20 protein-coding genes are annotated in these 26007 nt (G+C 64.2%); 11 read left to right on the top strand and 9 right to left on the bottom strand.

Going from position 1 to position 26007, the window contains the following annotated elements:
- Positions 1–290: 290 nt before the first annotated feature.
- Genes PMM47T1_RS02765 through PMM47T1_RS02750 form a run of 4 tightly spaced genes read left to right on the top strand, consistent with a single transcriptional unit; the run spans position 291 to position 6324 of the window.
- Positions 291–1499, top strand: coding sequence for an HlyD family secretion protein (locus PMM47T1_RS02765; RefSeq protein ID WP_008365588.1), 1209 nt, complete (start codon positions 291–293; stop codon positions 1497–1499).
- On the top strand, positions 1496–2725 hold the full coding sequence (locus PMM47T1_RS02760) for a hypothetical protein (RefSeq protein WP_043300638.1): 1230 nt from the start codon (positions 1496–1498) through the stop codon (positions 2723–2725). Before PMM47T1_RS02765 ends, PMM47T1_RS02760 begins: the two co-directional genes overlap by 4 nt.
- Position 2726: 1 nt before the next feature.
- Positions 2727–4871, top strand: coding sequence for a glycosyltransferase family 2 protein (locus PMM47T1_RS02755; protein ID WP_008365583.1), 2145 nt, complete (start codon positions 2727–2729; stop codon positions 4869–4871).
- A gap of 10 nt (positions 4872–4881) precedes the next feature.
- Entirely contained in the window at positions 4882–6324 is a 1443-nt protein-coding gene (locus PMM47T1_RS02750; protein WP_008365581.1) for an efflux transporter outer membrane subunit, read from the top strand.
- Positions 6325–6462: 138 nt separating this feature from the next.
- Here the strand turns inward: PMM47T1_RS02750 and PMM47T1_RS02745 are convergent, their stop codons facing one another.
- Positions 6463–7563, bottom strand: coding sequence for a glycerophosphodiester phosphodiesterase (locus PMM47T1_RS02745; protein WP_008365580.1), 1101 nt, complete (start codon positions 7561–7563; stop codon positions 6463–6465).
- 127 nt (positions 7564–7690) lie between these two features.
- On the opposite strand from PMM47T1_RS02745, the gene PMM47T1_RS02740 reads away from it, so the two are divergent.
- Positions 7691–8701: a DUF4917 family protein gene (locus PMM47T1_RS02740; RefSeq protein WP_008365578.1), complete on the top strand. Its 1011-nt coding sequence runs from the start codon at positions 7691–7693 to the stop codon at positions 8699–8701.
- Here the strand turns inward: PMM47T1_RS02740 and PMM47T1_RS02735 are convergent.
- The 4 genes from PMM47T1_RS02735 to PMM47T1_RS02725 form a co-directional block, all read right to left on the bottom strand.
- A complete protein-coding gene (locus tag PMM47T1_RS02735; protein WP_008365576.1) occupies positions 8698–10800 on the bottom strand; it encodes a proprotein convertase P-domain-containing protein in 2103 nt (700 codons plus the stop codon). The genes PMM47T1_RS02740 and PMM47T1_RS02735 overlap by 4 nt on opposite strands.
- A gap of 121 nt (positions 10801–10921) precedes the next feature.
- Entirely contained in the window at positions 10922–12136 is a 1215-nt protein-coding gene (locus PMM47T1_RS02730; RefSeq protein ID WP_008365574.1) for a class I SAM-dependent methyltransferase, read from the bottom strand.
- Positions 12137–12236: 100 nt separating this feature from the next.
- Positions 12237–12410, bottom strand: coding sequence for a hypothetical protein (locus PMM47T1_RS29650; protein WP_157212937.1), 174 nt, complete (start codon positions 12408–12410; stop codon positions 12237–12239).
- 20 nt (positions 12411–12430) lie between these two features.
- Complete coding sequence (locus PMM47T1_RS02725; protein ID WP_008365572.1) at positions 12431–12676, bottom strand: helix-turn-helix domain-containing protein; 246 nt, start codon at positions 12674–12676, stop codon at positions 12431–12433.
- A 463-nt stretch (positions 12677–13139) separates the two neighbouring features.
- Here PMM47T1_RS02725 and bglX point away from each other — a divergent pair, with 463 nt between their 5' ends.
- The 5 genes from bglX (at position 13140) to PMM47T1_RS02700 (ending at position 21012) form a co-directional block, all read left to right on the top strand.
- Positions 13140–15434 carry a beta-glucosidase BglX gene (gene bglX / locus PMM47T1_RS02720; RefSeq protein WP_008365570.1) on the top strand — a complete coding sequence of 765 codons (2295 nt, stop codon included), beginning with the start codon at positions 13140–13142 and terminating at the stop codon, positions 15432–15434.
- 283 nt (positions 15435–15717) lie between these two features.
- The gene (locus PMM47T1_RS02715; protein ID WP_043300673.1) at positions 15718–17478 is read left to right on the top strand and encodes an ATP-binding protein; all 1761 of its coding nucleotides are present in this window, start codon (positions 15718–15720) and stop codon (positions 17476–17478) included.
- Positions 17472–18815 (top strand): sigma-54-dependent transcriptional regulator, encoded by a 1344-nt coding sequence (locus tag PMM47T1_RS02710; RefSeq protein ID WP_008365567.1) that lies wholly within the window; start codon positions 17472–17474, stop codon positions 18813–18815. Before PMM47T1_RS02715 ends, PMM47T1_RS02710 begins: the two co-directional genes overlap by 7 nt.
- A gap of 174 nt (positions 18816–18989) precedes the next feature.
- Positions 18990–20309, top strand: a complete 1320-nt coding sequence (locus PMM47T1_RS02705) for an MFS transporter (RefSeq protein ID WP_008365564.1) — start codon at positions 18990–18992, stop codon at positions 20307–20309.
- 82 nt (positions 20310–20391) lie between these two features.
- A complete protein-coding gene (locus tag PMM47T1_RS02700) occupies positions 20392–21012 on the top strand; it encodes a flavin reductase family protein (protein ID WP_008365562.1) in 621 nt (206 codons plus the stop codon).
- 4 nt (positions 21013–21016) lie between these two features.
- Here PMM47T1_RS02700 and PMM47T1_RS02695 read toward each other — a convergent pair whose 3' ends face one another.
- Entirely contained in the window at positions 21017–21247 is a 231-nt protein-coding gene (locus PMM47T1_RS02695) for a hypothetical protein (protein WP_008365560.1), read from the bottom strand.
- A 44-nt stretch (positions 21248–21291) separates the two neighbouring features.
- Positions 21292–21630 carry an antibiotic biosynthesis monooxygenase family protein gene (locus PMM47T1_RS02690; RefSeq protein ID WP_008365559.1) on the bottom strand — a complete coding sequence of 113 codons (339 nt, stop codon included), beginning with the start codon at positions 21628–21630 and terminating at the stop codon, positions 21292–21294.
- Between the two features lie 289 nt (positions 21631–21919).
- Between PMM47T1_RS02690 and PMM47T1_RS02685 the strand changes: the two genes are divergently transcribed.
- Positions 21920–22846, top strand: a complete 927-nt coding sequence (locus PMM47T1_RS02685) for an AraC family transcriptional regulator (protein WP_008365557.1) — start codon at positions 21920–21922, stop codon at positions 22844–22846.
- Between the two features lie 33 nt (positions 22847–22879).
- On the opposite strand, the gene PMM47T1_RS02680 is transcribed toward PMM47T1_RS02685, so the two are convergent.
- The gene (locus PMM47T1_RS02680) at positions 22880–24334 is read right to left on the bottom strand and encodes an aldehyde dehydrogenase family protein (protein ID WP_008365555.1); all 1455 of its coding nucleotides are present in this window, start codon (positions 24332–24334) and stop codon (positions 22880–22882) included.
- Positions 24328–25968, bottom strand: a complete 1641-nt coding sequence (locus PMM47T1_RS02675; RefSeq protein ID WP_008365553.1) for a 5-guanidino-2-oxopentanoate decarboxylase — start codon at positions 25966–25968, stop codon at positions 24328–24330. Before PMM47T1_RS02675 ends, PMM47T1_RS02680 begins: the two co-directional genes overlap by 7 nt.
- Between the last annotated feature and the right edge of the window lie 39 nt (positions 25969–26007).

Here is a 26007-nt window from a genome sequence, read left to right as displayed (position 1 = left end):
GCCAGCCACCCTCTGCCAATTTCCCAGCGCCAACTATTCACGCCTCGCAGGTCATTGACAGCAAACGACTTCAGTCATAGCTTCATGCCTCAGTGAACCGCCGTTGAGCCCCTCAGGTTCGCCCTCCAACAAGACGGGATCAATGCCCGCGCCTTACATCGACTATTCCGGACATATTGCTGTGCCTTTTTGCTGTATTGCCTTCGTACTGTCGTGAGCCGGTGCAGTATCGGGCGCTGCGCGCCTGACTGCCGACTATCTGCAACCGCACGATTCGGGAGTGCTGGAAAATGGCCGAAGCCCAAGCAAGGCGTTTCTCGCTATCGCTGTTGCCACGCCTGGTGGGGTTTGGCGTGCTGTCGTTCATTATCTGGCTATTGTTTTCCACCTTGTTCATGCCGTTGATGTCCTCGTCGGCGACCCGCGCCATCCTCAATGCCCCGGTGATTCTGCTGACCACGCCCATTGATGGTGTGGTGCGTACCCTGAGTATCCAGCCCGGCAGCACCTTCAATACCGGGCAGGACATTGCCACCATCGAAAACCCCCGCGCCAACCAGGAAACCCTGCTGACCCTGCAAACCCGGCGCCTTACCCTGGAGCAGCAATTGTCATCGCTGGCCAGCCAGGCCGAGCACGATCAGCAGTATTTCGATGCCCTGGAGAAAACCAGCCAGCAGTACCAGAGCGCCTATCAGACTCGACAGTTGTACGCGCAAAAAGCCCTGAAAGCGGAGAGCAGCGCCGCCAGTGCACGCCTCGCCGATGCCCAGGAAACCGTGCAGCGCAACCAAGACCTGTACTACCAGGGGGCCGTGAGCGAAGCGGTGGTGGCCAGTTCGCGGGCGCAATTGGCGTCGCTGCAAGGCGCTGCCGAGTCGGTGCGTTCGCGCCTGCGCATCAACAGCGGTGACCTGTCCGCCGCCAAGGACCAGGTGTACCTGGACCCGGACCAACTGCGCATGTTCGACCTCAGTGCGCAAATGACCACCTTGCAACTGAGCCTGGCCAACCAGGCAAAGAACCGCGCCACCCAGCAGCAGGAACTGGATAACCTCAACCAGTTGATCGAGACCGAGCAGAACCGCGTGAAGATGATGGCTGCTTACGAAGTGGTGGCCTATTCGCCCGGCACCGTGCAAGAACTGGTGGCCCCACAGGGCACCCTGGTGCGTGCAGGCGCCACCTTGTTGCGCGCCACCAATTGCAGCCAGAGCTACGTGATCGCCGTGTTCCCCGAGCGCATGGCCAGCAAGATTACCCGTGACACCGAATTGCAGGTGTCGATTCGCGGGCTGGACCAACCGCTCAAGGCCAAAGTGGTGCAAATGCTCTCCAGCCCTACCGACATCCAGGCCAGCAGTTACAGCGTGCCCTTCCCCTACGCCGAACAGAATTCGGTGTACGTGGTGGGTGCCTTTGACAGCGACCTGCCCGACAACGAGCGGGCGCTGACCTGCAACCCCGGCAACTGGGTAACCGCCTCGGTGTCGCGATGAGGGCGCTGTTGTTCGTGGCCGTGTTGTGGATGGCCCAGGCCAGCGCCGACGAGGCACGCCCGCACTTGGCCCAGATGACCTGCGCGGCCTTGGGCCAGGCCGTGCAGGCCTTGGGCAGCGGGCCGGTACTGCTGGCCAGTTACCCGCCGCTCAATGGCCAGCCACCGGCCATCCTGGCGTTGCGCGGGGTGGCTTTCACCTACGATAACGCCCTGGCCAGCATTGCCCTGTTCGGCTGCGGCAATGCCGCCGCGGCTCGGCAGATAGCCGATGCCCTGGCCTATGCCAGCGGCCACGATCCGGACTACAACGACGCACGCGTGCGCAATGCCTACGCCGCCGGGCCCGTGAAGCATGGCGCCATCGCCTTGCCCGGCTACTGGAGCAGCGAGCGTGGCGCCTGGAACCAGGATGCCTACCAGGTGGGCAGCGCCACCGGCAATCAGGCCTGGGCCGTATTGGCGTTGCTGGAAGCCTACCGGCAAAGCCAGGACGACAACTACCTGCAAGCCGCGCGCAGAATTCTGGCCTGGACCCAGGCCAATACCTACGACAGCCAGACCCCACCAGGTTTCATCGGCGGCTTTTACGGCTACCCGCCCACGCCCCAGCGCCAGGGCTGGAAGTCTACCGAACACAATGTCGACCTGGCTGCCGCCTGGGGGGCGCTGGACCGCTTGCACGCCGACGCCGACGCTGCCAGCCAGGCACAGATCGCCCGGCGCTTCGTGAACAGCCAATGGGACGCCGCCCAGGGGAGGTTCCTGATCGGTACCTTGCCCGACGGCCATACCCAGGAACGAGAAAAATCCGGCCTGGATGCGCAGATCTGGCCACTGATTGCCCTGCCCGGCCGCCCGGCCGACTGGCAACGCAGCCTGACGTTCATCGATCACGCCCACCGCTTTGCCGACGGCTATGGCTTCAACCGCGCCCCCGTTGGCCTGTGGACCGAAGGCACGGCCCAGGCCGCGGCCGTGGCGCAACTCAGCGGCGCGCCGCAGCAGGCGCAACCCCTGTGGGCCGTGCTGGTGGCACAACAAGCGGGGGACGGCTGGTTGTTTGCCACGCCGCAGGCACAAATAAGTACGGGGCTGGCCATCGGCCCCACCTCCACCACCAACGACTTTTTCTATTACCACCTGCCACACCTGGGCGCCACGGCATGGGCGGCCATCGCCGCCACCGGCGTCAACCCCTTCACCGGTGCTCAAGAGGCGCACTGACATGCACGCACTCGACTCGATGCAACTGTTGCAGATCAATGCCTGGACCCTGGCCATCGTGGTGCTGTTCAGTTGCCTGACCCACCGCGACCAATGGGCCGCGCGGGCGCTGTTCGGCGGCCTGACCGCCGTTCTGCTGATCAACTACTTGCTGTGGCGCATTCATGACACCTTGCCCGACCGTCATTCGGGGTTTGCTACGGTCTGGTCCTACAGTTTTCTGTTCTTTGAGATGCTTGCCATCAGCTACACGCTGTTCTCCATCATCGTCATGCTGTGCCGCAGTGACCACCGCCCCGCCGCCGACGCAGGCGAATTGCGCCTGCGCGCACTGGGCCATGATGCGCCGGCGGTGGACGTGTTCATCTGCACTTACAACGAAGGGCTGGAAGTGCTGGAGAAAACCATCATCGCCGCCCAGGCCATGGACTATCCCAACTTCACCGTCTGGGTGCTGGACGATACCCGTCGTGACTGGCTGCGCGATTACTGCCAAGGCATGGGCGTGCAGTACGCACGTCGCAACAACAACCTGCACGCCAAGGCCGGCAACCTCAACAACGGCTTGCGCGAGTCAGCGGCCCGCAGCAATGCGCCTTACATCCTGGTATTGGATGCCGACTTCGCCCCGCAACAACCCATTCTGATGCGCACCCTGGGCCTGTTCCAGGACCCCAAGGTCGGGCTGGTGCAGACCCCCCAGTTCTACTACAACCCCGACCCTATCCAGCACAACCTGGGGTCGGCCACCTGCTGGGTGGACGAACAGCGGGTGTTCTTCGACGTGTTCCAGCCCGCCAAGGACGGCTGGGACGCGGCCTTCTGCGTGGGCACCTCATTCGTGGTGCGTCGCGACCTGATCGAAAGCCTAGGCGGTTTTCCCACAGGCTCCGTGTGCGAAGACATTTACACCACTTACCGCCTGCTGCAGAAAGGCTACGTCACCCGCTGGCTGAATGAACGGCTGTCCATCGGGCTGTCGGCCGAGGGGCTCACCGACTACATCAACCAACGCGGGCGCTGGTGCCTGGGCACGGTCCAGGTGGCGCTGCTCAAGGACGGCCCGCTACGCGGCAGTGGCTACACCCTCAACGACCGCCTGCACTATGTGCACGGCTTGCTGCACTGGTTTTCCAAGCCCTTCATTCTGATGATGCTGGTATCGCCGGTGCTCTACTGGTACTTCGGCATTGCCGGGTTCTACGCCAAGCCCATGGACTTCCTGGCCTTCGGCATGCCGGCGCTGATCGCGTTCTGGGGCTATGGCACCTGGGTCACCGACCGACGTACCTTGCCGATCTTCACCGAAGTGACGCAAATCGTTGCCTCGCTGGCGGTCACCGCTACCTTGGCCAGCGCCCTGCTGCGGCCCTTTGGTCGGCCTTTCAAGGTCACGGCCAAGGGCATCGACCGCTCGAAAACCATGGTCCACTGGAAGCTGTTCGGCTTCTTCCTGGCGCTGACCGCGCTGTCGCAGATCGGTGCCTTCACGGCCATCGTCACCGCCGACAGCCTGGACGGCAACATGAGCTTCAACCTGTGCTGGACGGTGGTGGCGCTGATCTACAACCTGGCCACGCTGGTGGCCTGCGTTGACCGGCCGCGGCTGCATGGCGAGGAACGCTTTCCGTTCGACCGGCCCGCCGGTTTCCGCCTTGGCGGCCGCACGCTGACCGGGCGGCTGGTGGACATTTCCATCACCGGCGCCGCCTTTGCCTGCCACCAGGCCGGCTCGATTCGCTGCGGGGCGCGGGGCGAAATCTGGGTGAACAAAGTGGGCTGGGTGGGCGTTGAGGTGATGCGCCAGCAACAAGGTGTGCAGTTGGGTCTGCGTTTCGTCGACATGGACGAGGCCTTGCGACGTAAGCTGATCGGCCGCCTGTTCAGCGATGCCAACGCCAACGTCGCCGGCAAGGCTCACCCCGGCATCGCCTTCGGCAGCCTGCTGCGCCGTGCCTTGCTGGGGGAAAAACGCCTGGCCCCGGTGCACGTGCGCAGGCCTCGGCGCAGCAGCGCCAGCAGCCGCTTTCCATCTTTGCCAAGCCGGCGTCAGCCGTTGCAATTGATGCAGGTGTCCCATGGCAAGGGTGGCCTGCTGAGCCTGCTGTTTTCCCAACTGCGCGCCCTGTTAGGCCCGCGCCTTTAGGAGTGCGACCATGAGAAACTGCCTGTCCGGCACGTGCCTGACCTCCCTGCTGATGGTCGCCGGCTGCTCACTGGAACCTGCCTACCAACCACCCGACCCGCCCATCGACCAGGCGTGGCCGGCCAACGCCGGCGGTGCCTGCTGCGAAGGCCGCCAGACGTTCGAGCAGGACTGGCATACCTTCATCAGTGATGAGCGCCTGCGCCAACTGATAGACCTGGCCCTGGCCAATAACCGCGGGCTGCGCCAGTTCGCTGCCAGCGTTGACGAATCACGGGCCTCGTTCAACGGCGCCAGCGCGGCGCTGTACCCCAGCATTGGCATCGACACCTACGCCGGGCGCAGCAAACTGCCGGCGTTGCAGCAAACCCCGGGCGGCGGCTCCAGCACGGGCAGCATTGCCAATACGTTCCAGGCCACGGCCGGTTTCACCTCCTACGAACTGGATTTTTTTGGCCGCGTGCGCAGCCAGCAACACGCGGCCGGCGCGCGTTTCGAGGCCAGCCAGGCCGACTACCAGACCGCACGCCTGGCGTTGATTGGCGAGGTGGCCAGCACCTGGCTGACGCTCAAGGCCAATCAAACCCTGCTTGACCTGGCCCGAAGCACATTCCAGTCCCAGCAGCACTACGGCGAGCTATTGCGCACAAGTTTCAACCTTGGCTCAACCGCACGCATCGACGTGCACCAGGGCGACGCCATGACCAATACAGCGGCCGTGCAGGTCAACACCTACCGCATGCAGGTGGCGCAAAACCTCAACGCCTTGCGCGTACTGGTGGGCCAACCGGTGCCCGACGCACTGCTGCCCAAGGGCGAACTGGGCAAACAGCTGGCCACCGCCGACGTGCCTGCAGGCCTGCCGTCCAGCCTGGTGGCGCGGCGGCCGGACATCATGTCGGCGCAAGCGCAGATGCGCGCCGCCAACGCCGAGATCGGTACCGCCCGTGCGGCCTACTTTCCCAGCTTCTCGCTAACCGGCGCCCTGGGCAGCCTGAGTGGTGACTTCTCCAGGTTGCTCACCGGCCCTGCGGCCTTCTGGAACCTGGCTGCCGCAGGCTCGCTGACGCTGCTGGACGCAGGTACCCGCAAAGCAGGCGTTGACGCCAGCCACGCGCGGTATGACGAACGCACCGCCGCTTACGAAGAAACCGTACTCAACGCCTTCCGCGAGGCCGCCGACGCCCTGAACGCGCGCCAGGAGATGCTCACCCAGGTTGCCGCACAGCAGCGCCTGGTGGTTGACTACCAGGAAGCCTATCGCCAATCGCGGTTGCGATTCGAGGCCGGGCTGGACAGCTACTTCTCGACCATGGACGCCCAACGCTCGCTGTTTGGCGCCCAACAGCAGTGGCTGCAACTGGAGCTGGCGCGGGAGATCAACCAGGTCAACCTGTACAAAGCCCTGGGCGGTGGCTGGACACCGCCCAATGTCAAAGTGGCCGGGAAATGACACGCAGCACTTGTAGCCGTTGCCCAAGGCTGCGCGGGCCCCTAAGTTCACTGGAGATCTTCAGCGAGGCACAGGGCCTGCGCAGCCTGGCCGCAGCACCAACACGGCCTTTATGCAATCAGGTGAGCACTGGCGCGATCAGTAGCCGTTCGCCGTGAGGATCTGCTGCACCGTGCGGCTGGCCGGGCGGTGGTAGAACTTCAACAACTCGCTGCTGCGGTTGGTGAAGATGCCATCCACACCGGCGTCCATGACCTTCTGGTAGTCCACCGGGTCGTCGACGGTATAGACGTGCACGAGCATGCCCTTGGCGTGGGTCATCTGGTTCATCCAGGGCTGCACCAGGTCCATGTAGCTCTGCTCGCCGCCATGACTCAGCGCCGCCGAGGGGCCGGTGCCCACGGCGCCATTGGCCTTGGCGAAGGCCAGCCAGCGCTCGAATTCGGTGCGGTCGCGCGGTTGCTGGCGGGCATAGAAGGCAGCCTTGTCTTCGCCACTGGCAGGGTCAAAGACAGCCTCGGTCTTGGGCTCGATGCTGCCCTCACCCACCCACAGCAACAGCACCTTCGGCACCTTGGGCATGAACTGGTTGAGCAAGGTGAGGCTGTTTTTCTCGAAGGTTTGCAGCACCAGGCGACGCTGCGGGGCGACCTGCCCGTTCGCCATCAGCCAGCCGCGCTGGACCAGCTTGGCCGCCAAGTCTTTCTCTATGCCCGGAAACAGCAACGGCGCCTTGGTTTCAATGTACAGCCCGGTGTGGTGAGTGGGGTCCTGCTCGGCGATGTCGATGATCTCGTCGAGGGTCAGGATCTTCAACCCCGCATACGTCGGGCGAGCGCGTTGCGGGTAGGCCTGGTTGAACCAGCTGCCGGCATCCAGCGTCTTCAGCTGCGCCAGGGTGAACTGGCTGACGGGCAGATCTTTCTGCGCGGGAAACTGGCCGGCAATGTTGGTGGTGCGCCCCAGGTTGGTGTCGTGCAGGGCAATGAGTTGCCCGTCGCGCGTGCGCTGCAAGTCCATTTCCAGGTAATCGGCACCCAGCTCGCGGGCCAGGGTGTAGGACGCGCGGGTCGACTCCGGTGCATCGAACGACGCCCCCCGGTGGGCAATCACCGCAGGCCAGGGAATGCCCGCCGCCCTGGCCAGTGCCTCGCCCCCGGGGGCCTGGGCGCGGGCCAGGCCGACAGAGGCCAACAACCATGCAGCGGTAAACCAGGTGATACGCCAGTGAACAGACATACACGCTCCTTGCGGTGTTCAAACGAAAGGCCAGCATAGTCGGCGATGAACATGACAAGACGGTTTCCCCCTTGGCGCAGCATGGTACAGTCGCGCCCTGTAACCGATCCCGAGCAAGACGCACTTCATGGAACTCGACGCTTTCGACGCCAGCCTCGGCCAATGGCCGCACCTGCACTTTCATTGCACCGGCCTGCTGCTAGGCAACGGCGCCAGCCGTGCGATGTGGCGCAACTTCGCCTACGACTCGCTGTTCGAGCGGGCACAGAAGGTGCGCAACAAGCCGTTGGGCCAGACCGACCTGGCGCTGTTCAAGTCCATGGGCACCGAGAACTTCGAGCAGGTGCTGAGCGCGCTCAACGTCACCATCCGGGTCAACGCCGCGCTGGCCATCAGCGCCTCAGCCCCGCTGAACCGCTACTACGCGATCAAGGAAGCGCTGATTCACGCCATGCGCAGCGTGCACATTCCGTTTCGGCTGGTGCCCACGGACGCCCTGCAAGGCATCGCCAGCCACCTGCGCCAGTACGCCACGGTGTATTCGAGCAACTACGACCTGCTGCTCAGCTGGGCCATCGAACAGGCGGCCGAGGGCTTCGACGACCTGTTCGACGTGGACCAGGGTTTTGATGTGCGTCGTACCCGCAGCGAGGCAACCCGCGTGCTGCACCTGCATGGAGGCCTGCACCTGATCCGCCAGGTGGACGGTACCACGCGCAAACGCAATGCCCTGGGCAGCGCGCTGCTGGACGGCTTTGCCATCAACCAGCCAGGCGAAGTACCGCTGTTCGTCAACGAAGGACGCTGCGCAGACAAACAACGCGCCATCCGCCAATCCGATTACCTGAGCTGGTGCCACGGCCAACTCGCCGGCCACCAGGGCCCGCTGTGCCTGTTCGGCCACAGCTTGGGCGAACAGGACCGTTACCTGCTGGACGCCATCGAGCAGGCGGACGTGCAGCAACTGGCAATCTCGATCTTCCCCCTCAGCGATGCCTGGATCATCAGCCAGAAACGCTACTTCACCACCCTGTTCCGGGGCCGTGAACTGCACTTCTTCGACACCACCAGCCACCCATTGGGCGCGCCGGCCCTGAACGTGCCGGTGCCCAAGCCGGTGGTCAAGCGCAAGCGCTAAATTGCAGGCAAGCCTTGCGCCAGCAGATCCAGGTCTGGCGCTTCGGCAAGCCACTGCCAGTCGCCATCGCTCAGCTGCCCGGGTTGGATATTGCGCAGGCTCAGCACCTGCCCGCCCGGCAGGCTGACGAGGGTATGCGCGCCGCTACGGGTCAGCAGCGGCTGCGTGCCATCGGCAAAGCCGATGAACAGCAGACGGTCGATACCTGGTTGGAAGTCCAGCAACGTATCGCCCTCCTGCGCCCGCGCCTGAATCACGAAGCGGTCGCGGCCCGGCCCGCCGCTCAGCGTGTCACGGCCGGCGCCGCCATCGAGCCAATCCTCCCCCGCGCCCCCCTCCAGGCGATCGTCGGCATGGCCGCCCAGCAGGGCATTGTCAGCCTCGTTGCCCGTCAGGACGTCGGCATAGTCGCCGCCAATCAGGTGCTCGATTTGCGCGGGGTTTTCCAGGTGCAGCGTTTCTCCCGCCACCTGCGCCGCCCCTTGGCGCAGGTCTATCACGGACGCGCTGCTGACAGCCGCGACATTGAGGGTATCGACGCCGCCATTCAGGTCGCGCAGGGTGCGCCGCTCGGGGGTGTTGAGGGCCGTGAACTCATTGGTGTACACGTAGTGATCGTTGCCATTGTCCAGCCGCCCGAAAACGTTCAGGCGCCAGCTGTTCAACGTGCCGACCTTGCCTGGGGCGCGGTCGACCACGTGCAACTGCCACTGCCCACTGGCCGGTTCGCCACGCAGGCGCGTGGTATTGAAGATGAAGTCCAGCCGTTGGCGCTGATGAAAGCGCCTGTCGCCGGTGTGGGCGTCGCCACTGGCCGGTGGCTTGCCTGGACGGTCCATCAACACCGAACGGGTGCCCGACGGCGACACCAGTACCAGCTGCAGATCACCAGGGCGCTGGTGGCTCAGCTTTACTTCCACCAACACGTGCTCGATACGCAGGCGTGCGTCCTCAAGGGCCATGCTGTAGCGCAGCCCGGTGGCATCGTGGTCGGGAATGGCGAACTCACCTTCGGTGCTGGCCAGGGGCTGTTCCAGCAACGCCTCGTTGGCAAAACGCTGTTGGCCAGGCCAGTCCTGGGCCAGGCGTACCGCCGCCAGGGCATCGACCTCGCCGTAGCCATAGTCATGGCTGACGTGCATGCCACCACCGTTCCAGTAACGGCTAGCGTTGAACTGCCACTGGGTGGAGGGGTCACGCACCTGGCGTGCGGTCAACGCCAGGATCTCATGAACGTCGCGGTAGCCCAGCCGCGGGTTGGCCTGCAACATCAGAGCGGTCACTGCGCTGACGATTGGCGCGGCGAGGCTGGTGCCCGTTTGTGGCAAGCCCACCCGGGTGAACACGCCCACGCCTTGGGCGCTGACCAGCAGGTTCGCGCCCGGGCTGGAAAAGCCGGGCGCGGCGCAAGGCTGGCTGCGTGGCGGTGGGCAGGTAGCGGCCACCATGATGTTGCCGCGCATGTTGCTCAGGCTGGAATAGTTGGCGTTGCCGCCGGCCTGGCGGGCGTTGCCGGCACTCATGACAATCACCGTGCCCCGGCCTTGTCGACCATCGCTCAAGGCGCGCCGGTACTCCACCGGTATGGCACCTATGACCGGCATCTTCAACACCGGCTCGAAACGCCCCGTGGCGCCCCAACTCAGGTTGGCCACATCGTATTGCTTGAGGGCATTGAGGGTATCCAGCCGGCCGCCCACCCAATGGCCGCCAATGGTTGCCTGGGGGGCCACGCCTACCGTGCCCAGCTCGTTGCGCGCCGCCACCATCACTGACGCCACGCTGCTGGCATGCTCGGCATCGCGGTCGACACTGGCCTTGCTGGCCATGAACCAGGGCACCGCATTGGCCAGCCACAGAGGGTCGACGTTGGGTAGCAGGTCTTCGTGGCGGTAGGCAAACGCTACCTTGTGACCCTTGCTGTGGGCCTCGAACTGGCCGATGCGCACCCCCAGGCCGGTGTAGCGCGCCCACACCGAAGGCACGTTAGCCTGGTGCAGGTAGGTTTGCAGGGGAAAGTCGGGGTCAACCGGCGCTTCGTGCGCCAATGCCAGGCCGGCGCAACACAGCGCCGCCAGGCCGGTAATCAGTTTGCTCATGGAAACACTCGCCCGGTAAGTAGTGGACCAGTGTTGCCCTGGGCGAGCGGGCTGCCTATCCGACAGCGGGCCTAAAACAACGAAAAAGACGGGTCCTACATCCCTGTCGGATAGTTCCGATTCAGATCAGGCCATCAGCCTTGAGCAGGGTTTCCAGGCAATGCTCCTCAATGGCGTAGAACGCCTTCAGCGCCTCGATCTTTTCCAGCAGTGCACGCGGGTCCTGTGGCTCGGCACGCTTCACCGCCAAAATCATCTTGTTCTTGTTGGTGTGCTCCAGCGAAATGAACTCGAACACCTTGGTGTCGTAGCCGCATGCTTCCAGGTACAAGGCCCGCAGGCTATCGGTGACCATCTCGGCCTGCTGGCCCAGGTGCAGGCCGTATTGCAGCATGGGCTTGAGCAGGCCCGGGCTCTGGATCTGCAGGCGGATCTGCTTGTGGCAGCATGGCGAGCACATAATGATGGCCGCGCCGGTGCGAATGCCGGTGTGAATGGCATAGTCGGTGGCGATGTCGCAGGCGTGCAGCGCGATCATCACGTCGATGGCGCTGGGCACCACGGTACGCACGTCACCGTGCTCGAACACCAGGCCGGGATGTTCAAGACGCGCCGCAGCGGTGTTGCACAGGGTAACCATGTCTTCGCGCAACTCGACACCGGTCACCTGGGCCTCACGGCCCAGGGTGTTGCGCAGGTAGTCGTGAATGGCGAACGTGAGGTAGCCCTTGCCCGAACCGAAATCGGCCACGCGCACCGCCTGACCCTGGGCAACCGGCGCGCCGGCGAAGGCGTGGGAAAACACCTCGATGAACTTGTTGATCTGCTTCCATTTGCGCGACATGGCCGGAATCAGTTCGTGCTGCTTGTTGGTGACGCCCAGGTCCACCAGGAACGGGCGGTTCAACTCCAGATAGCGCTTTTTCTCGCGGTCATGCTCGGCCGACGCGGCCTGGCGCGGTTGCTGCGCGGCATTGCGGTGCAGCAAGGCCTTGTTCTTCTTGCTGAACTCCAGTTGCACCTCGTCGGTCAGGGTCAGCAGATGGGCGTTCTTGAAGCTTGCCGGGAGCAGTTCGGCGATCAGCGCCAGTGCCTCGTCCAGCGCCAGGTTCTTGGTGATGTCGCGCGTCTGGTAGCGGTACACGAAGCTCAGGCACGGTTGTTCCTTGACCGTCACAGGCTTGATGATCACCCGCTGCAACTGGGCGTCTTCCCCCACATGGCGGGCCAGCACCAGCTTGACCACGGCATTCTGGGCAAGGCTTGCGCCCAGCAGGTCGAGAAAGGTGGCACGCGGGTCCGGCGTGGTCTTGGGGTTTGCGGCAGTGGCAGACATCGAAAAAGGCCTGGAAAAAGGAATGCGCGCATTTTACGGGGCTTTGCCCTGTCAGGGCACGGACTTGTTCGGTTTGATCGACGATACGCCTTTGCCAGGTTTACCAGGCTGCGGCGGCCATGCCGCCCACACCCAGCAACAGCGCCGAGTAGAACAGCACCACGCGACGCAGCAATGCGTCCCTGCCCAGCCGCGAGCCGGCGCCAATACGCGTCACGCAAAAACCGACCATTGCGATGGCAAGCATCAACTCGCCTATCAATAACACCAGCATGTCAGTTGCCCCTCGTTGGTTCAGAGATGAATAGCGTCGTGAATGTCCCGATACCGGTCATGCAGGGTCGACAGGTCCACCAGCGCGGGTGGCAGCGGGGAGTCGAGCAGTTGCGAGCGATGACTCACGCGCCCCTTGCGCAACAGCGCCGACACATGATCGCGTACGGTATAGGTGCTCAGGCGCAACAACTCGGCGATTTCCTTGTTGCTATGGCCTGACAGCAAGAGGTTCAGGACCTCTTTTTCCCGAGGGGTCAAATGCATATGAATACCTGCGCGGCGGTGCGATGGCGCAAGGGTCGTCGTGCCTGCTGGCCCCAACCGTTCACCCCCTGCGAGACGGCACCATAAATTAGGCGCACAGGGAAAAACAATGACTGGAAACACTTGTTTATCAAACTGCCGGAATCGTGCCATTGACATTCAAAAACAGCAGACAAAACGCACAGAAATATAGGGCATGAACTACGAACTCCTACAAACTATTCTGTCGGAACGTAAGTTATCTCCTACTGATAGATAGTTACTTTGGGAAACTTCCTACCGCCCGCCCCGCCGCTCACGCAAGCGTCAAGGCCGGGTCAAAAGCGACGCCCGGCAAAACACTTCTGGATTGCCGCGACTCGATGGGCTAAAAGATGCCCGCACATTACAAAAATATTCGTTCCACCTTTTAGGCTGGCCTGTTCGTTACGTGAACCGTTGCACGCCATACGAGAGCAATTTCATGAAGAAGCTGTGTTTGCTGGGCATGCTTGCGAGCCTGGCCTTTCAACCGGTGATGGCGGCCACTGCCGCGTCGCCGCTGATGACCAAGGACGCGTTCATCGCCGACCTGATGAAGCGCATGACCGTGGATGAGAAAATCGGCCAACTGCGGCTGATCGCCATCGGCCCGGAAATGACCCACGAACAGATTCGCGAGGAAATTGCCGCCGGGCGCATCGGCGGCACCTTCAACTCGGTCACCCGCGCCGAAAACCGTCCCATGCAGGACGCTGCCGTGCAGCGCAGCCGGCTGAAGATCCCGATGTTCTTCGCCTATGACGTTATCCACGGTATTCGCACCATTTTCCCCATCAGCCTGGCTTTGGCCTCTAGCTGGGACATGAATGCCATCTCGCTGTCCGCGCGCACTGCCGCCGCCGAGGCGGCCGCCGACGGCATCGACATGACCTACGGGCCCATGGTCGACATTGCCCGTGACCCACGTTGGGGGCGCACCAGCGAAGGCTTCGGCGAGGACACCTACCTGGTGTCGCGCATTGCCAAAGTGATGGTCAAGGGGTTCCAGGGCAATGACGTCAGCGCCCCGGACAGCATCATGGCCGCGGTCAAGCACTTCGCCCTGTACGGCGGCGTCGAAGGCGGCCGCGACTACAACACCGTGGACATGAGCCCCACGCGCATGTACCAGGACTACCTGCCGCCCTACCGCGCCGCCATCGATGCCGGCGCCGGCGGCGTGATGGTTGCGTTGAACTCCATCAACGGCGTGCCCGCCACCTCCAACACCTGGCTGATGCAAGACCTGCTGCGCAAGGACTGGGGCTTCAAGGGGGTGACCATCAGCGATCACGGCGCCATCCATGAGCTGATCAAGCACGGCGTGGCCCGCGACGACCGCGATGCGGCGAAGCTGGCGATCAAGGCCGGCATCGACATGAGCATGAATGACCAGGTGTACGGCAAGGAACTGCCCGGGCTGATCAAGTCGGGCGAGGTGCCCATGGCCGACCTCGACAACGCCGTGCGTGAGGTGCTGGGAACCAAGTACGACCTGGGGCTGTTCAAGGACCCGTACCGGCGCATCGGCAAGGCCAGCGATGACCCGGCCGATACCTATGCCGACAGCCGCCTGCACCGCCAGGTGGCCCGTGAGGTGGCGCGCACCAGCATGGTCCTGCTGGAAAACCACCACCAGACCCTGCCCCTGAAAAAACAAGGCACCATCGCCCTGGTCGGCCCTCTGGGCGACGCGCCCATCGACATGATGGGCAGCTGGTCGGCAGCCGGCAAGCCGGAACAGTCCGTCACCTTGCTGCAGGGCCTGAAGAACGCCGTGGGGGATCGCGCCAAAGTGATCTACGCCAAGGGCGCCAACGTCACCGACAACCAGGACGCCATCGCCTTCCTCAATCGCATCATTTTCGACCGCGAGGAAGTGCACATCGACAAGCGACCGGCCGAGCAGATCATCGCCGAAGCCGTGAAAGCCGCCGAGCAGGCCGACGTGATCGTGGCCGCCGTGGGCGAGGCGCGCGGCATGTCCCATGAATCCGCGAGCCGCACCACCCTGGACCTGCCCGAAACCCAGAAAGCCCTGCTCAAGGCCCTGAAAGCCACCGGCAAGCCGCTGGTGCTGGTGCTGATGAATGGCCGGCCATTGTCACTGGTCGAAGAACAGAAACAGGCCGATGCCATGCTGGAAACCTGGTTCTCGGGCACCGAAGGCGGCAACGCCATCGCCGACGTTTTGTTCGGCGACTACAACCCTTCGGGCAAGCTGCCCATCAGCTTCCCACGGTCGGTGGGGCAGATTCCGGTGTACTACAACCACCTCACCATCGGCCGGCCGTTTACCCCCGGCCAACCGGGCAACTACACCTCGCAGTACTTCGACGAGGAAACCGGCCCGCTGTACAGCTTTGGCTATGGCTTGAGCTACACCGACTTCAGCCTGTCGGACGTAAGCCTGTCCAGCAGCACCCTGAAAAAGGGCGGCAACGTCGTGGCCAGCGTGACAGTGAAAAATACCGGCAAGGTAGCCGGTGCCACGGTGGTGCAGCTGTACGTGCATGACGTGGTCGCCTCCATGGCACGGCCGGTCAAGGAACTGAAGAACTTCGAGAAAGTCACCCTGCAACCTGGCGAGGAAAAAGTGCTGCACTTCACCCTCACCGAAGGCGACCTGAAATTCTACAACCCGCAGCTCAAGTACGCCGCCGAACCGGGCGAGTTCCAGGTGCAGATCGGCCTGGACTCGCAGAACGTCAAGCAACAGAGCTTCACCTTGCTGTGATCCTGCGCCAGGCTGCGCCGGCCCCGTGACTTGCGCAAGATCCCCGGCGTAGCCTTCGGCAGCTACACAGCAATGCCGTAACGCTGCGAAAAGGTTTGCAGGACCTTCGGCGGTGCCATATCGATCGCGGGCACGCTGTGCGCGCCTTCGCAGCCTGGCGGCAGCTACGGCCTGGCGGCCGGTCCTACATCAATATTGGGAAACATTACCCATGATGAGCATCAAGGATGCACATTGCCCATCATGGTATGGTTCTGCCCCCCCAAGCCAACCGGCAATGCCCATGCGCCCCAGACTTCGCGCCCTGCGCCTGCCCCTTGCACTGCTGCTGATCGTGGCCGGCACCCTGGCGTCTGCCCAATGGGCCATGCGCCACGCCCAGCGCACTGCCATGGTCGAGGAAGCTGCGCGCGCGCACCAGCAGCTGGGGCTTTATGCCAACTCGCTGCACACCCTGATCGAACGCTACCGCAGCCTGCCCGCCGTGCTGGCGCTGGACCCGCAACTGATCGAGGCGCTCAAGGGCCCGCTCACGCCTGCTACCCAGGACCTGCTCAACCGCAAACTGGAACGGGTGAACCTGGCCGCACAGTCCTCGACCCTGGAGTTGCTGGACCGCAACGGCCTGGCCGTGGCCGCCAGCAACTGGCAACTGCCTGCCAGCTACGTGGGCCAGAACTACGGGTTTCGCCCCTACTTCCTGCAAACCCGTGGCCAAGGCAGCGGGCGTTTCTACGCGGTGGGCGTGACCAGCGGCGTGCCGGGGTATTTTCTGTCCAGCGCGGTGAAGGATGAGGATGGTGCGTTCCTGGGTGCAATGGTGGTCAAGCTGGAGTTTCCAGACCTTGAACGCGAATGGCGCCAGGGCAGCGACACCCTGCTGGTCAGCGACGCCCGGGGCATTGTGTTCATTGCCAACCAGCCGGGCTGGCGCTACCGCCAATTGCAGGCGCTGACCGTCGCCGACCACGCCGAACTGGCCGCCACCCGCCAGTACGACCGCCAACCGCTGACGCCCCTGGCCGTGCAGCCGCTGCTGGCCTTCGATGGCGACAGCCGCCTGGCCCGCGTCGAAGGCCCCGACGGCAGCGCCGACTATTTGTGGGAGTCGCTGCCGCTGGCCAGTGAAGGCTGGACCCTGCACCTGCTGCGCAAGCCCACACTGGCCGCAGAAGATGCGCACAACGCGGCACTGGCGGCCGCCGGCGCATGGCTGACGCTGGTGTTCCTGGGCCTGTTCCTGTACCAGCGCTGGCGCCTGGGGCGGGTACGCCAGCGCAGTCGCGAAGAACTCGAAGCGCTGGTGCAGGTGCGCACGCGCGACCTGCAGACCGCGCAGGACAGCCTGGTGCAAGCGGCCAAGCTGGCCGCGCTGGGCCAGATGTCAGCGGCCCTGGCCCACGAAATCAATCAACCGCTGACGGCCCAGCGCATGCAGTTGGCCACCTTGCGCCTGCTGCTGGACCACGGGCGGGTCGACGACGCTTACCAGGCGCTGCTGCCGCTGGAGCAAATGCTGACACGCATGGCTGCGCTCACCGGGCACCTGAAGACCTTCGCGCGCAAAAGCCCGGCAGGGCTGCGCGAGCGTCTGGACCTGGCCGACGTGGTGGACCAGGCCCTGCAACTGCTGGAACCGCGTATCCGCCAGGAACGGGTCAGCACCGTGCTGCACCTGGCCCGCCCGGCCTGGGTACGCGGCGACGCCATTCGCCTGGAACAGGTGTTGATCAACCTGCTGCGCAACGCCCTGGATGCCATGAGCCAGAAACCCTGTCGACGCCTGGAAGTGCGTATCGAGGCCGTCCCGGGCGGCTGGCGCCTGTCGGTGGCCGATACCGGCGGCGGCATCGCCCCCGAGCACCTGGCCTGCGTGTTCGACCCGTTCTTCACCACTAAACCGGTGGGCGAGGGCCTGGGCTTGGGCCTGGCCGTTTCCTATGCCATCGCGCATGAAACCGGCGGGCACCTGAGCGCCACGAACCACGGCAACGGCGCCCTACTGACGCTGGTATTACCCGCCCAGAAGGAGGATGCATGCTGAATCGCGCCCTGCAGCACGTCATGGTGGTTGATGACGAAGCCAGTATCCGTGACGCCGTGCATCAGTGGCTGAGCCTGTCCGGCTTCAGCGTCACCACGTACCCACGTGCCGAAGAGTGCCTGGCCGCCCTGGCGCCCGACTTTCCCGGCGTGATCATCAGCGACGTACGTATGCCGGGCATGGACGGCCTGCAATTGCTGGAACAGGTGCAGGCCCGTGACCCGCAGTTGCCACTGATTCTGCTGACCGGCCACGGCGACGTGCCCATGGCCGTGCAAGCGGTGCAGGGTGGCGCCTACGACTTCCTGGAAAAACCCTTCAGCCCCGACACGCTGATGGGCAGCCTGCGCCGAGCGCTGGACAAGCGCGGCCTGGTCATGGAAAACCGCCGGCTGCAGGCCCGCGCCAGCCACCACGACCGGTTGCAGGCTGACCTGCTGGGTCATTCGCCTAGCCTGCAACAATTGCGCGGGCGAATACTTGACCTGGCAGGGTTGCCGGTTAACGTCCTGATCCGCGGCGAAACCGGCAGCGGCAAGGAGCGCGTGGCGCGCTGCCTGCACGCCTGCGGGCCACGGGCCGACAAGCCGTTCGTGGCAATCAACTGCGCGGCCATTCCCGAAGCGCTGTTCGAGGCCGAACTGTTCGGCCACGAAAGCGGCGCCTTTACCGGCGCCCAGGGCCGGCGCATCGGCAAGCTCGAGCATGCCGACGGTGGCACGCTGTTTCTCGACGAAATCGAAAGCCTGCCGCTGGCGCAACAGGCCAAGTTGCTGCGGGTCATCCAGGAACAGACGCTGGAGCGCCTGGGCTCGAACCACAGCATTGCCATTGATGTGCGAATTGTCGCCGCCACCAAGCCGGACCTGTTGCAGGAGGCCCGCGCCGGGCGTTTTCGCGAAGACCTGGCCTACCGCCTCAACGTGGCCGAACTGCACCTGGCGCCATTGCGCGAGCGGCGTGAAGACATTCTGCACTTGTTCGAACACTTCGCCCGCCTCAGCGCCGAGCGCGTGGGCCGCCCGGTACCGCCGCTGAGCGCAACGCGGCTGGCGCGGCTGTTGAGCCATGACTGGCCAGGTAACGTGCGCGAACTGGCTAACGCCGCCGAGCGCCATGCCCTGGGCCTGGAGCCTCCCGAAGCAGTCGTGCCTGCAGCCATTGGCAGTTCGCTTGCGGCCCGGCAGGAAGCCTTCGAAGCACAATGCCTGCGCGGAGCCCTCAGCCGGCATCGAGGCGACATCAAGGCCGTGCTGAACGAACTGCAACTGCCGCGTCGCACCCTTAACGAGAAGATGCAGCGCCACGGCCTGCTGCGCGAGGACTTCCTCGCCTGAACGCCTGCAACGGCGGATTTCCGCTTATCCGCACAGGCGCCATAGGCGAATTATTGCCTACTGGACCACGCCAACCCTTCTAGACCGGGCTTCGCCCTCCTGGCACGCCTCCTGCTATAGCCCTGCCAGGGCACGCAGTGCGTTGCCATACAAAAACAACTAGAAGGATTCATCATGGAAATCTCCCCTTCCCTGACAGCCGGGGCCCAGGCGCCGGCCGCCGTGAAAACCACCGGCAGCCGCCTAAAGTCGATCTTCAGCGGCTCGGTGGGCAACATGGTCGAGTGGTACGACTGGTATGTCTACGCCGCGTTCTCCCTGTACTTCGCCCAGGTGTTCTTCCCCAAGAACGACCTGACCGCGCAGTTGCTCAACACCGCCGCTATCTTTGCCGTGGGCTTCCTGATGCGCCCCATCGGCGGCTGGCTGATGGGCCTGTACGCCGACCGCAACGGCCGCAAGGCCGCGTTGATGGCCTCGGTATTGCTGATGTGCTTCGGCTCGCTGATCATCGCCCTCACGCCGGGCTACGAGACCATTGGCGTAGGCGCGCCGATCCTGCTGGTGCTGGCGCGGCTGCTGCAAGGCCTGTCGGTGGGCGGTGAATACGGTACCTCGGCCACCTACCTGAGCGAAATGGCCACCAAGGAACGCCGCGGCTTTTTCTCCAGTTTCCAGTACGTGACCCTTATCTCCGGCCAGCTCATCGCCTTGGCGGTGCTGATCGTGCTGCAACAGACCCTCACCGAAGAACAACTGCTCAGCTGGGGCTGGCGCGTGCCGTTCGTGATTGGCGCGCTATGCGCAGTGGTGGCCCTGTGGCTGCGCCGGGGCATGGAAGAAACCGCGTCGTTCACGCAGAAGAAAGAGGCGCCGAAAGAAAGCCTGATGCGCACGTTGATGCGCCACCCCAAGGAACTGCTGACCGTGGTCGGCCTGACCATGGGCGGCACCCTGGCGTTCTACACCTACACCACCTACATGCAGAAATACCTGGTGAACACCGTAGGCATGAGCAAGGGCGACTCGACCATGATCTCGGCCGCCACGCTGTTCCTGTTCATGTGCCTGCAACCGGTGATCGGCGCGCTGTCGGACAAGATCGGCCGCCGCCCCATACTGATTGCCTTCGGCATCCTGGGCACCCTGTGCACCGTGCCGATCCTGACCACCTTGCACACCATCCAGACCTGGTGGGGCGCCTTCTTCCTGATCATGGCGGCGCTGGTCATTGTCAGCGGCTACACCTCGATCAACGCCGTAGTGAAGGCCGAGCTGTTCCCCACTGAAATCCGCGCGCTGGGCGTGGGCCTGCCGTACGCCCTCACCGTGTCGATATTCGGCGGCACCGCCGAATTCATCGCCCTGTGGTTCAAGAGCATCGGCATGGAAAGCGGCTACTACTGGTACGTGACGGCGTGCATCGCCTGCTCGCTGCTGGTGTATGTGTTCATGAAAGACACGCGCAAACATTCGCGCATCGAAACCGACTGAGTACCCCGGCATCACGCCTTGCACAGTCAAACGCTCCGGCGGCACACTGGCGGTCTCAGCCCTTCACCGCCAGGATCGTGCAATGCCCGACGACATCCACTTCTACCAACCGTCCCAGGGCCATGGCCTGCCGCATGACCCGTTCAATGCCATTGTCGGGCCGCGGCCCATTGGCTGGATCTCGTCCCACGACGAGCAGGGTCAGTTGAACCTTGCGCCCTACAGTTTCTTCAATGCGTTCAACTACATTCCGCCCATCGTCGGCTTCGCCAGCGTGGGCCGTAAAGACAGCCTGAACAACATCGAGAAAACCGGCGAATTCGCCTGGAACCTGGCCACCCGGCCGCTGGCCGCGCAAATGAATCAGAGCTGCGCCGCCGTGGGCCCGCAGGTCGACGAGTTCGTGCTCAGCGGCCTGACGCCAGTGGCATCGAAAGTGATTGCCGTGCCCCGCGTGCAGGAAAGCCCGGTGTCCTTCGAATGCAAGGTTACCCAGATCGTTCAGCTGCAACGGGCGGACAAGCAAGTGGTGCCCACCTGGCTGATCCTGGGTGAGGTGGTGGCCGTGCACATTGCCAAGGCGCTGCTCAAGGACGGCGTGTACGACACCGCCGCCGCCCAGCCGATACTGCGCGGTGGCGGTCCGGCCGATTACTTCCAGATTGGCCCGGAGGCGATGTTCAAGATGTACCGGCCGCAGTAATCCGTTACCAGACCAGCTCGCCGTTGGCGTCGACGTCCGTCAGGCGGGCCAGTTCGTCACAGGCGGCCTGGTCGGCGGTCAATGCGGTGGTGAACGTGCTATCGGCAAGCACCTTGTGGAACCGCGGTGCGCCACCGGCGCCCAGTTCCTTGACGGCAATGGCTGCGCTGTAGCCGCCCTCGCCCGGTACTGCGGCCGAAACGGCCTCGAAATGCTGAAACTCTCTGCGTGCCATCGTCACTGCCCCGGCGGTTGGTCAAAGCCGGGCATTCTAGCGGGTTAACTGGCCATTTTGTGCAGCGCTGAACAACTGCGCTCGCCGACGTCGCTGAAGGTGTGGAAGTCCAGGCTGGTGACCAGCCTGTCGCTGACCAGCGCATCGAACACCTGCATCACCGGCGAATTGAACCAGGCCGCCATGGCCTGCTCGCTGGCCCAGAAACCGCTGATCAGCCACAGGTGCTCATCGCAGTGCGAGTGCTGCAACGCAAAGTGCAGGCAACCCGGGGTGTGGCGGGACGGCTGCAGCAGGCGTTCCAGGCGCTGCCCCAGCTCGGTCGAATGCCCGGCGCTGGCGCGAATGAATGCACAATGGCTAACGGGGTTGGATAAAGACATGGACGCGTCTCCCTGGTCGACTGATTCTGGTGGTACAGGAGCAGAGATTAAGGCCTGCCACCAGCCAGCGTTAGTCGATTCCTGCGCGCGACTTGCCTGATCCTGCACAGTCGCTTCCATGCTCGCCAGCGCCTGCATTTATTACCGACAGCCGGCGTCGGTGAAAAAAGCCCATTCTGACTAGGCCACCGAGTAACATCGGCAGAATCAGGCAAGCATTCGACAGGATTGGGCTGGCCCCGGGGCTTGCCCAAAACTATGCTCAGCCCATCCGCACCGCGAGGCCCCCATGACCGACATCGAGCGTTTGCACGCCCAGCTGGATCCTTTCATGGAAACCCAGCGCGCTACCCTGGCCGCCCTGATTGGCCGCCACACCACCGGCAATGGCAGCTTCGCCACGCCGGTACCCGACCTGTTCCTGAGCAACCATGACACGTGCAGTCAGTCGTTTCCGACCCTGATGCGCCCGGCCTTGTGCATCCTGGCCAACGGCAGCAAACGCGTGCGCCTGGGGGACGAGGATTACCTGTATGACCCGTTGAACTACATGGTGGTGTCGGTGGCCATGCCAGTGAGCGGCGCCATCCTGGAAGCGTCACCGGCCAGCCCGTGCCTGTCATTGCGACTGGACATCGACCCGGCGGAAATCAATGCGCTGATTGCGGCAGCAGGCCCCATTGGCGTGCCGGCCCGGCCCACCGAACGTGGCCTGTACGTAGCGCAGTTGGATACGCCCTTGCTGGACGCGGTGGTCCGCCTGGTGCAATTGCTGGACACCCCTAAAGACATCGCCATGCTTGCACCGCTGGTGCGACGCGAGATTCTCTACCGATTACTGCGTAGCCCCCAGGGCCACCGCCTGTATGAGATTGCCGTGGGCAACAGCCAGATGCACCGCGTTACTCAGGCCATCGAATGGCTGAACAATCACTTTGCCCAGCCGCTGCGCATGGAAGACCTGGCCCGCGAGGTGAACCTCAGCGTGTCCACCCTGCACCACCGCTTCAAAGCCATGACCTCCATGAGCCCGTTGCAATACCAGAAACAGTTGCGGTTGCAGGAAGCCCGGCGGCTGATGCTCAGCGATGGCCTGGACGCCTGCGCGGCGGGCTACCGGGTAGGCTACGAAAGCGCTTCGCAATTCAGCCGCGAATACAGCCGCCTGTTCGGCGCACCGCCGGCGCGCGACCTGCAACGGCTACGGAGCGTTTAGACCGCCCCGCCTTTGACACGGCTTGCGCCGCAGCTACAGGGATGCACGCACCACGTGCTTGATTTCCTGGAACGCCTGCAAGCCCCATGGCCCCAGTTCGCGGCCCAGACTGCTTTGCTTGTAACCACCCCAGGCGGTCTGCGGGAAGATCACTTGCGGGGCGTTGATCCACACTAGCCCGGCCTGCAAGGCGTTGGCCACGGTTTCGGCGCGGACGGTGTCTGCGCTGACCACACTGGCCACCAGGCCGAAATCGCTGTCGTTGGCCAACTCGATCGCCTCGGCTTCGCTGTCGAAAGGACGCACGCACAGCACCGGGCCGAAAATCTCTTCGTTCCACAGCGCGCTGTCCAACGGCACATCGGTCAATACTGTCGGTTGCACGAAGTAGCCCACCGGCAATGCTGCTGGCCGCGCACCGCCAGTCACCAGCACGGCGCCCGCAGCGAGGCCGGCCTGGATATGCCCCAGCACGCGCTGATACTGCGCGCGGTTGACCAGCGCACCCATCTCGGTACCCGGTTCGAAGGGGTCGCCCTGAACGATGGCTTCGGCACGGGCCTTGAGGCGTTGCAGGAATTCGTTGTACAGCGGGCGGGCCACCAGCACGCGGCTGGTGGCCGAGCACATTTGCCCGGCGTTGAAGTAACCACCACCACTGGCCAACTCCACCGCCAGGTCCAGGTCGGCATCTTCCAGCACCAGCAATGCCGACTTGCCGCCCAACTCCAGGCTCACGCCCTTCACGGTCTCGGCCGCGCGCTGCATCACCTGCACGCCCACGGCGTTGCTGCCGGTGAACGATACCTTGGCAATGCGCCGATGGGCGGCCATGGGCGCCCCCACGGCCAGGCCCGTGCCGCACACCAGGTTGAACACGCCCTGGGGCACGCCGCACTCGGCGATGATGGCCGCCAGTTCCAGCTCGGCCAGCGGCGTGACTTCCGACGGCTTGAGCACCACGCAGCAGCCCGCTGCCAACGCCGGGGCGACCTTCCACGCGGTGGTGACCATGGGGAAATTCCACGGCACAATCAGCCCGACCACGCCACACGGCTCGCGACGTACGCGGGCGCTGAACTCGTCGGTGGGTAATGGCACCGAGGTGTCCTGGCGCTCATCCAGGCCATCGGCCAGGGTTGCGTAATAATTGAACGTGGCGATTACGTCGTCCACGTCGATTCCCGCCTCGAACAGCGGTTTGCCGTTGTTGCATGCCTGCAACTGGATCAAGCGCTCGCGGCGAGCTTGCACCCCTTCGGCAATTGCCCGCAGGTAACCGGCACGCACGACAGAAGGCGTCCCCGACCAGCCGCCAAAGGCACGCTGCGCTGCCGCCACGGCCAGGTCCACCGCGCTTTCATCGGCGCCGTCGACGTGGGCCAGCACTTGCTCGCTGGCCGGGTTGACGACGGTCAGGGCCTGGGGCCCGTGGCTCCATTGGCCATCAATGTAGACACCAGCCAGGTTCTGGGGAAAATTCAGCATGGGTGGAACTCGCTCATCCAAGTGGTTTGATCAATTTCAATCAGGGTTGGCAGTTGTCGCGCACTGGCATTCGTCACCGCCTCGCGCAGGGCGCTCACGCCACTCACCGCCTGCGCTTCACAGCCCATGGCGCGGGCAATGGCGATAAAGTCCGGGGTATGGATGTCCACGCCCACCGGCTCGATGGCGCGGTTGAGCATGTACTTCTTGATCTCTTCGTAGCCCTGGTTATTCCACAACAGGACGATGACCGGGATGCGCGCTTCGACCGCGCTGGCCAGCTCCGGCAGGGTAAACTGCAGGCCGCCGTCGCCAATCAGGCATACCACCGGGCGCCGCTGCTCACGCGCGGAACCGCCACCCAGCCAGGCGCCCATGGCGGCCGGCAGGGCATAGCCCAGGGTGCCGTAACCGGTGGAGGCATTGAACCAGCGACGTGGCTGGTCCATGTCCAGGGTCAGGTTGCCGGTGTACACCGGCTGGGTCGAGTCGCCCACCAGCACGGCGTCGGGCAGCACCTCCAGCAAGGTGGCGAGCATCACCGTCTGGGCCTGGGTGGCCAGGTCCCACTCGGCGGCCAATACGTCACGCAGACGGCTGACTCGCGTCGCGCCCCAGTCCGGGTCGCGTGGTGGCAGGGCTGTGCTGTCCAGTGCCGCCAGCAGCGCTTGGGCAGCGCTGTCGGCATCGGCTACCAGGGCAACCTTGGGCAGGAAGTTGCGCACGGTCTGGTCGGGGTCGATGTCAACGCGCAGCAGCGTGCCAGGGATGCGGAAGGCGTTCTTGAAGGTAATGTCGTAGTCGGTTTCAGCCAACTCGGTACCGATGGCCAGCACTACATCGGCGGCTTCGATCAACTCGCGGGTGGCGGGCAGTGACTGAGTGGACCCGATCTGCAGCGGATGTGCGGCGGGCAGCATGCCCTTGGCGTTGATGGTCAAGGCCACCGGTGCCTGCAAGCGTTCGGCGAGGCGTGTCAGGGCCGGTGCGGCATCGATGGCCCCCCCGCCAGCCAGAATCAACGGGCGCCGTGCTTTACGCAGCCAGCGGGCCATATTTTCCACCGCCACGGGCGCGGCGCCGGCGCGCTGTACGCGCACCGGTTCGCTGCCGAGCAAGGCGTCAGCGTCCTCGACCAGCACGTCCAAGGGGATCTCGATGTGCACAGGGCGCGGGCGCGCGCCGTCGAACACCGCGAAGGCCCGCGCCAGCACGGCCGGCAGGTCGGCGGCAGCCATCAGGGTATGAGAGAACGCACAGACGCCCGACACCAGCGTACTCTGGTTGGGCAACTCATGCAGTTTGCCGCGGCCGCCGCCCAGCTGGCTGCGCGATTGCACGCTGGAAATCACCAGCATCGGAATCGAGTCAGCGTAGGCCTGGCCCATGGCCGTGGTGATATTGGTCATGCCAGGGCCGGTGATGATGAAGCACACCCCCGGCGTGCCACGGGTGCGCGCGTAGCCGTCAGCCATGAAGCCTGCACCTTGCTCGTGACGGGGGGCCACGTGCCGGATGGGCGAGCGGGCCAGCCCACGATAGAGTTCCACCGTATGCACACCGGGAATACCGAAAACCTGCTCCACACCATAGCTTTCGAGGAGTTTGACCAATACTTCGCCGCACGTCGCCATTGTTTCGTCGCCTGTGTGTTGTTCTGCAATCAGTGGTCA

It is taken from the genome of Pseudomonas sp. M47T1 (assembly GCF_000263855.1).
GTDB lineage: Bacteria > Pseudomonadota > Gammaproteobacteria > Pseudomonadales > Pseudomonadaceae > Aquipseudomonas.
Note: the sequence above shows the minus strand (reverse complement) of the source record. Positions and strands in the feature narration are given on the sequence as shown.

What these genes read in the sequence shown, in the direction of transcription:
- bglX (WP_008365570.1), top strand. Translation starts at nt 13,140, where the DNA reads ATGAAGAAGCTGTGTTTGCTGGGCATGCTTGCGAGCCTGGCCTTTCAA.
- PMM47T1_RS02705 (WP_008365564.1), top strand. Translation starts at nt 18,990, where the DNA reads ATGGAAATCTCCCCTTCCCTGACAGCCGGGGCCCAGGCGCCGGCCGCC.
- PMM47T1_RS02685 (WP_008365557.1), top strand. Translation starts at nt 21,920, where the DNA reads ATGACCGACATCGAGCGTTTGCACGCCCAGCTGGATCCTTTCATGGAA.
- PMM47T1_RS02700 (WP_008365562.1), top strand. Translation starts at nt 20,392, where the DNA reads ATGCCCGACGACATCCACTTCTACCAACCGTCCCAGGGCCATGGCCTG.
- PMM47T1_RS02690 (WP_008365559.1), bottom strand. Translation starts at nt 21,630, where the DNA reads ATGTCTTTATCCAACCCCGTTAGCCATTGTGCATTCATTCGCGCCAGC.
- PMM47T1_RS02735 (WP_008365576.1), bottom strand. Translation starts at nt 10,800, where the DNA reads ATGAGCAAACTGATTACCGGCCTGGCGGCGCTGTGTTGCGCCGGCCTG.
- PMM47T1_RS02760 (WP_043300638.1), top strand. Translation starts at nt 1,496, where the DNA reads ATGAGGGCGCTGTTGTTCGTGGCCGTGTTGTGGATGGCCCAGGCCAGC.
- PMM47T1_RS02740 (WP_008365578.1), top strand. Translation starts at nt 7,691, where the DNA reads ATGGAACTCGACGCTTTCGACGCCAGCCTCGGCCAATGGCCGCACCTG.
- PMM47T1_RS02715 (WP_043300673.1), top strand. Translation starts at nt 15,718, where the DNA reads ATGCGCCCCAGACTTCGCGCCCTGCGCCTGCCCCTTGCACTGCTGCTG.
- PMM47T1_RS29650 (WP_157212937.1), bottom strand. Translation starts at nt 12,410, where the DNA reads ATGCTGGTGTTATTGATAGGCGAGTTGATGCTTGCCATCGCAATGGTC.
- PMM47T1_RS02755 (WP_008365583.1), top strand. Translation starts at nt 2,727, where the DNA reads ATGCACGCACTCGACTCGATGCAACTGTTGCAGATCAATGCCTGGACC.
- PMM47T1_RS02710 (WP_008365567.1), top strand. Translation starts at nt 17,472, where the DNA reads ATGCTGAATCGCGCCCTGCAGCACGTCATGGTGGTTGATGACGAAGCC.
- PMM47T1_RS02745 (WP_008365580.1), bottom strand. Translation starts at nt 7,563, where the DNA reads ATGTCTGTTCACTGGCGTATCACCTGGTTTACCGCTGCATGGTTGTTG.
- PMM47T1_RS02675 (WP_008365553.1), bottom strand. Translation starts at nt 25,968, where the DNA reads ATGGCGACGTGCGGCGAAGTATTGGTCAAACTCCTCGAAAGCTATGGT.
- PMM47T1_RS02725 (WP_008365572.1), bottom strand. Translation starts at nt 12,676, where the DNA reads ATGCATTTGACCCCTCGGGAAAAAGAGGTCCTGAACCTCTTGCTGTCA.
- PMM47T1_RS02680 (WP_008365555.1), bottom strand. Translation starts at nt 24,334, where the DNA reads ATGCTGAATTTTCCCCAGAACCTGGCTGGTGTCTACATTGATGGCCAA.
- PMM47T1_RS02730 (WP_008365574.1), bottom strand. Translation starts at nt 12,136, where the DNA reads ATGTCTGCCACTGCCGCAAACCCCAAGACCACGCCGGACCCGCGTGCC.
- PMM47T1_RS02750 (WP_008365581.1), top strand. Translation starts at nt 4,882, where the DNA reads ATGAGAAACTGCCTGTCCGGCACGTGCCTGACCTCCCTGCTGATGGTC.
- PMM47T1_RS02695 (WP_008365560.1), bottom strand. Translation starts at nt 21,247, where the DNA reads ATGGCACGCAGAGAGTTTCAGCATTTCGAGGCCGTTTCGGCCGCAGTA.
- PMM47T1_RS02765 (WP_008365588.1), top strand. Translation starts at nt 291, where the DNA reads ATGGCCGAAGCCCAAGCAAGGCGTTTCTCGCTATCGCTGTTGCCACGC.